This window comes from Nonomuraea longispora (assembly GCF_004348345.1).
In the GTDB taxonomy this organism is placed as follows: Bacteria; Actinomycetota; Actinomycetes; order Streptosporangiales; family Streptosporangiaceae; genus Nonomuraea; species Nonomuraea longispora.
Window position 1 is genome coordinate 1 of record NZ_SMJZ01000335.1, and the last position, 5,272, is coordinate 5,272.

The window sequence follows — 5,272 nt, forward strand, 5'->3', positions numbered from 1 at the left end:
CCCACGCCCCCGCCCAGGTCTACAAGGTCTGGTGGTGCCGCCACTGCGACGGCACCGGCCAGTGGCAGCCCGAAAGGACGGCGTCCAATGGGGGGCGTTGAGGCCGCGGCCGACCGTGCCACCGCCGAGCCTCCCGAGTTCGTCACGGGCTTGCCTGAGCCGGGATGGCTGGCACGCGTCACCTTCCCCGTGATGATCAGCTATGGTCGGCTGGCGCGCCGGCCGTTGCCCCGCCAGCTGGCCGCACGCTGCCCCACCTACGTGGACTCGCGTGGCTTCACCGAACTGCAGCGTCACGGCCGGTGGACCGTCACCCCGCATGAGTACGTGGCATGGCTACGCCTCCACCGAGAACAGATCAATCTCCGATGGGCAGCCCCACAGGATTGGATGTGCGAGCCCGCCATCATCCACGGCGGACGCTTCGGACGACAGACCTTCGTCGGCACCCACCTCAGCGTGCGCGAACACCAGCACCGCACCGTGGACAACTACCTCACGCTGCGCCAACTCGCCCCGGACCTGAACATCTTCCCCGTCGTGCAGGGCTGGCAGCTCGACGACTACCTGCACTGCGTCGAGCTGTACGCCGCCGCCGGCGTCGATCTGGCCACGCTACCGCTGGTCGGTGTCGGCTCAGTCTGCCGCCGGCAGTCCACCGAGGAGATCGGTCAAATCGTGACTAGCCTGTCCGGGCTCGGGCTACGCCTGCACGGATTCGGGGTCAAAACCCTGGGCCTGCTGCGCTACGGCCGCTACCTGATCTCGGCGGACTCCATGGCATGGAGCAAGGACGCCTTCCACAGCCCACCCCTGCCCGGCTGCATCCACCGCAACTGCGCCAACTGCCTGCGCTACGCCATCCAATGGCGCCGCCGACTGCTGGCCAAGCTGCATCCCCACGGCGACACCGAGCGGCACGACGACCACACCGCCCTACTTCACAACGCCGCAAGAGAGGCCGCATGATCCCCCCTACTGCGAGCCAGGCGCTGGCCGCCATCGGCTACGGCTGGCGAATTTTCCCTCTCACCCCGTACGGCAAGAAGCCGCTACGTGGGTTCACCAACTGGGAACGACACGCCACCGACGACCCCGACCGCATCACCGCGTTCTGGACACACGCCCCGTACAACGTCGGCATCGCATGCGGCCCTTCCAAGCTGGTCGTGATCGACCTCGACACGCCCAAACCCGACGAGAACCCCCCCGCCGATGCCGCCCGCGACGGCGCCACCTGCGGCCAGGAGGTCTTCCGCCTCCTGTGCGAGCGCCGCGGCCAGCCATATCCCGGCGACACGCTGACCGTGCGCACCCGACGCGGCGGCCTGCACCTGTACTACACCGCCCCCGAGAACGTCCGGCTACGCAACACCGCAGGTAGCAAGAGCGGACTCGGCTGGCTGATCGACACCCGCGCCCATGGCGGCTACGTCGTCGCCGCCGGCAGCTACGTCCGCCAGCGCGACGGCACCGGCTCGTACGAGATCATCCGCGACGCGCCACCGGCACCGCTTCCGGCCTGGCTCACCGAGGCGCTGACCCCCGCGCCGCCACCCGCCCCGTCCGGCGACCTGCTCGGCAACTTGCCCGGCCACCGGCTGAGCAAGTACGGCGAGACGGCTCTACGCTCCGAGGCCGACCGCGTGGCCGGCGCACCCGGCGGAAGCCGCAACTACGCCCTCAACCTGGCCGCGTTCAACCTCGGGCAGCTCGTCACCCGTCGCGTGCTGCCCGAGCAGGTGGTCACCACCGCACTCACCCGCGCGGCCGAGCTCGCCAACCACCGCCACCCCGAGCTACCGCCGAACTCTCCCCGCGAGATCGCCGCTGTCATCGCCTCCGGCCTGCGGGCCGGCATGACGGCCCAACCGCGCCGCCGCAAGGCCGCATGTGCACCACCGAGGGAGAACCGACCATGAACCATCAAACGCCCGCCGGCGCGGCCCTGCTCGACCGGCTACGCGCCGCCCTGACCCGTTACGTCATCCTGCCCAGCAGCGAAACCGCCGACGCCGTCACCCTGTGGATCGCAGCCTCACACGCCCAACCCGCGTGGGCGCACGCGCCCCGCCTGGTCATCCGCGGCCCGGAGAAGCGGTGCGGCAAGTCGCGCCTGCTCGACATCGTCGAGGCCACCTGCCACCAGCCGTTCATCACGGTCAACTCCTCCAGCGCCGCGGTCTACCGGTCCATCACCGAGGACCCGCCCACCATGCTCGTGGACGAAGCTGACACCATCTTCGGCCCCAAAGCGGACGGCAACGAGGACTTGCGCGGCCTGCTCAATGCCGGTCATCAGCGCAACCGGCCGGCCAAACGCTACGACGCCGCCACCAACCGTGTCGAGAGCATTCCGACCTTCGCCATGGCCGCACTCGCCGGCATCGGAGCCATGCCCGACACCATCGAAGACCGCGCCGTCGTCGTCCGCATGCGCCGCCGTGCCCCTGGCGAGACTGCCGCACCCTACCGCCACCGCCGCGACCGCACCCCGCTCCGCCAGCTGGCCACCGACCTCAACCAGTGGCTACGGGCCGACCTGAGCAGCTTGGAGGAGGCAGAACCCGCCATGCCCGTCGAGGACCGCGCCGCCGACACCTGGGAACCCCTGGTCATCGTCGCCGACTACGCCGGCGGCACCTGGCCCGAACGCGCCCGTACCGCCGCCGTCGCGCTCACCGCCGAAGCCGACGACAACGGGCAACCCTCGCCCCGCGTTCGGCTGCTGGCCGACTGCCGGACCGCGTTCGGCACCGACACCGCGCTGCCCACCGCCGTACTCCTGGAACGGCTCAAGGCCGATCCGGAAGGCGAATGGATCGAGCACGGCCCCGCCGGGCTAACCGCGATGAAGCTCGGACTGATGCTCCGCGAGTACGGCATTCGACCGGCCATGATGCGCTTCCCAAGCGGTCCATTGAGGGGCTACCACCGCGGCGACTTCGCCGACGCATGGGCGCGCTACTGCCCGGCCGTAGAACCCGTCCCCGAGGCCGCCGTCTTGCCCTTGGACAGAGGAGGGCGCAGCAGCCGTACAAGCCGTAACACCGCAGATCAAGCTGGTACGGCTTCCGACACCGTTACGGCTTAAGTCGTAACGCATCAGTAAGCCGTATCAGCCCTGACCAGTGAAAACGACGCTGTTACGGGTTGATACGGCTACCCCTCCCCCTCGTGCATTCAGCGGTTCTATCGATCATGGAAACCGGAAGGGAACACGCTCATGGCAGCCACCGCAAGCAAGCCCATGACCGTAGCCGACTTCTGCACCGAGCTCGGCATAGCCCGATCCACCTTCTACGACTGGCGTGCCAAAGGCCGCGCCCCACGCTGCCTCAAGCTGCCCAACGGCGACCTTCGCATCCGCCGCACCGACTACGAGCGCTGGCTGACCAGCCTGGAGGACGCCGCCTGATGAACGCCAGCTACGACGTTCGCATCTGGAAAACCGAGGTCTACCAGGGGACTGAGGTCAGCACCTACACCGTTCGCTGGCGGGTGGCCAAAGCAGCCTTCAGGGCACCTTTCCGACTCAAGGCCCAAGCGGAGAGTTTCAAGGCGGAACTCACGGTCGCCGCCAACAAGGGCGAAGCATTTAGCATCGACGACGGACGACCGCTTTCGTGGAAGCGCGATGAACAGGCCGTTAGCTGGTTCACGTTGGTCTGCGCCTACATGGACGCCAAATGGCCGTACGCGTCAGGCAACCACCGCAGAAGCATCGCCGAAGCCCTCACCGACGCGACTGAAGCGGTGTCGGCAGGAGACAACGGGCGACCGGCTCGCAAAGAGCTCCGCGCCGCCCTGCGTGACTGGGTTCTCAGCACGCGTACGCGCGATGGCGAAAAGGGCACCCGAAAGGATCAGAACCCGGCGATCCGCTGGCTTGCCCCTCCGGCGGACATTGAGCACGTGATCCGATGGCTACAGAACAACACCATCGACGTCCACGAGCTGACGCAGTCGAGGCACGGCGCCAGCCTCACCCGCTCGATCCTCGAACGCATCAGCCAGACGCAAGACGGCACTGCCGCCGCGGGCAACACCGTGAAGCGCAAGCGCCAGGTCCTCAACAACCTCTTCAAGTTCGCCATAGAGATCAACGCGCTGCCAGAGAATCCGCTCCACAACATCACGTGGACCAAGCCCAAGACCGAGGAAGCTGTGGACCCCGGCGTGGTCACCAATCCCACGCAGGCCCGCGCCATTCTCTCCGAAGTCGGCAGGGAAGGTGCCATGGGCAAGCGCCTCGTTGCCTTCTTCGGTTGCATGTATTACGCCGCGCTCCGCCCTGAAGAGGTGATTGACCTGCGGAAAGAGAACATCGCAAACCTTCCCGATGCCGATGGCTGGGGTACATTCATCCTGACCAATGTCGCCCCCGAGGTTGGAACCAAGTGGACGGACGACGGGAGTGCGAGACAGCGCCGCGGGTTGAAGCACCGCGCGCCGAAGGCGAAGCGGTTAGTACCCATTCACCCCGATCTCGTCACGCTATTGCGCGCCCACATCGCCGCATTCCCCGCTGATCGAGAAGGCCGCATCTTCACTGGACCCCGGCGCGGCATCATTCGCGACAGCACCTACCTTCCGGTCTGGCACGCGGCGCGTAAGCGTGCTCTCACGCCCGCTGAGCAAGCGTCAGGAATCGCCGGTCGGCCGTACGACTTCCGGCACGCGTGCGTCTCCGCGTGGCTCAACGCCGGCGTGAACCCGCCCCAGGTCGCCGAGTGGGCAGGGCACAGCGTCGAGGTGCTGCTACGGGTCTACGCCAAGTGCATCTCTGGCGGGCAGGCTGAGGCCATGCGGCGCATCGAGGCAGCCCTACCCCCGACGTCTCCGAAGCCGCCGGACTCCCCGGACCATGCCTATTGATCTTCAGCGCGTATTCAGCGTAGACACCCGTAGCGGACCGGCGTGAGCCGTAGACGGCCGGACGTAAAGCGAGAGGCCCGTCACCGCGTTTCCGCTGGTGACGGGCCTCTTCCCGCTGGTGTGGCAGGTGCAAGGTTCGAACTTGCGTAGGCTGAGCCGACGGTTTTACAGACCGCTCCCTTTGGCCACTCGGGCAACCTGCCGTGTCTTCCGCTCTCGCGGCGACAGACAGAAGGATAGCGGACTTCAGAGGTGTACGTGACACCGGTTTGTCCCGGGCCGGATACCCATCGCGTGCCACACACGCACTGCCCGGTTCTTCGGCGCACGCAACTTCCTCCGTACGCGGTCGTGTCGTGGCGGGGTGCGTGGAGGGTTCGGGGGGAAGTGAGCG

The 5,272-nt window shown here is 67.5% G+C and carries 5 protein-coding genes and 1 tRNA gene; 5 read left to right on the top strand and 1 reads right to left on the bottom strand.

From position 1 onward, the window contains the following. Positions 1–87 precede the first annotated feature (87 nt). The 5 genes from E1267_RS42365 to E1267_RS42385 all read left to right on the top strand — a co-directional run bounded on the left by E1267_RS42365 (position 88) and on the right by E1267_RS42385 (position 4,878). Positions 88–969, top strand: coding sequence for a deazapurine DNA modification protein DpdA family protein (locus E1267_RS42365; protein WP_181957925.1), 882 nt, complete (start codon positions 88–90; stop codon positions 967–969). After that, entirely contained in the window at positions 966–1,922 is a 957-nt protein-coding gene (locus E1267_RS42370; protein ID WP_132341760.1) for a bifunctional DNA primase/polymerase, read from the top strand. Before E1267_RS42365 ends, E1267_RS42370 begins: the two co-directional genes overlap by 4 nt. After that, complete coding sequence (locus E1267_RS42375; RefSeq protein WP_132341762.1) at positions 1,919–3,094, top strand: DUF3631 domain-containing protein; 1,176 nt, start codon at positions 1,919–1,921, stop codon at positions 3,092–3,094. Before E1267_RS42370 ends, E1267_RS42375 begins: the two co-directional genes overlap by 4 nt. 132 nt (positions 3,095–3,226) lie before the next feature. Beyond that, positions 3,227–3,418 carry a helix-turn-helix transcriptional regulator gene (locus E1267_RS42380; RefSeq protein WP_132341764.1) on the top strand — a complete coding sequence of 64 codons (192 nt, stop codon included), beginning with the start codon at positions 3,227–3,229 and terminating at the stop codon, positions 3,416–3,418. Then, positions 3,418–4,878 carry a tyrosine-type recombinase/integrase gene (locus E1267_RS42385; RefSeq protein ID WP_132341766.1) on the top strand — a complete coding sequence of 487 codons (1,461 nt, stop codon included), beginning with the start codon at positions 3,418–3,420 and terminating at the stop codon, positions 4,876–4,878. The genes E1267_RS42380 and E1267_RS42385 overlap by 1 nt, the downstream gene beginning before the upstream one ends. A 121-nt stretch (positions 4,879–4,999) precedes the next feature. On the opposite strand, the gene E1267_RS42390 is transcribed toward E1267_RS42385, so the two are convergent. Further along, positions 5,000–5,081 (bottom strand) — tRNA-Tyr (locus tag E1267_RS42390). Between the last annotated feature and the right edge of the window lie 191 nt (positions 5,082–5,272).

Bases quoted from the DNA above. Each gene is read 5' to 3' on its own strand.
- E1267_RS42370 (WP_132341760.1), top strand. From the start codon at position 966: ATGATCCCCCCTACTGCGAGCCAGGCGCTGGCCGCCATCGGCTACGGC.
- E1267_RS42365 (WP_181957925.1), top strand. From the start codon at position 88: ATGGGGGGCGTTGAGGCCGCGGCCGACCGTGCCACCGCCGAGCCTCCC.
- E1267_RS42375 (WP_132341762.1), top strand. From the start codon at position 1,919: ATGAACCATCAAACGCCCGCCGGCGCGGCCCTGCTCGACCGGCTACGC.
- E1267_RS42385 (WP_132341766.1), top strand. From the start codon at position 3,418: ATGAACGCCAGCTACGACGTTCGCATCTGGAAAACCGAGGTCTACCAG.
- E1267_RS42380 (WP_132341764.1), top strand. From the start codon at position 3,227: ATGGCAGCCACCGCAAGCAAGCCCATGACCGTAGCCGACTTCTGCACC.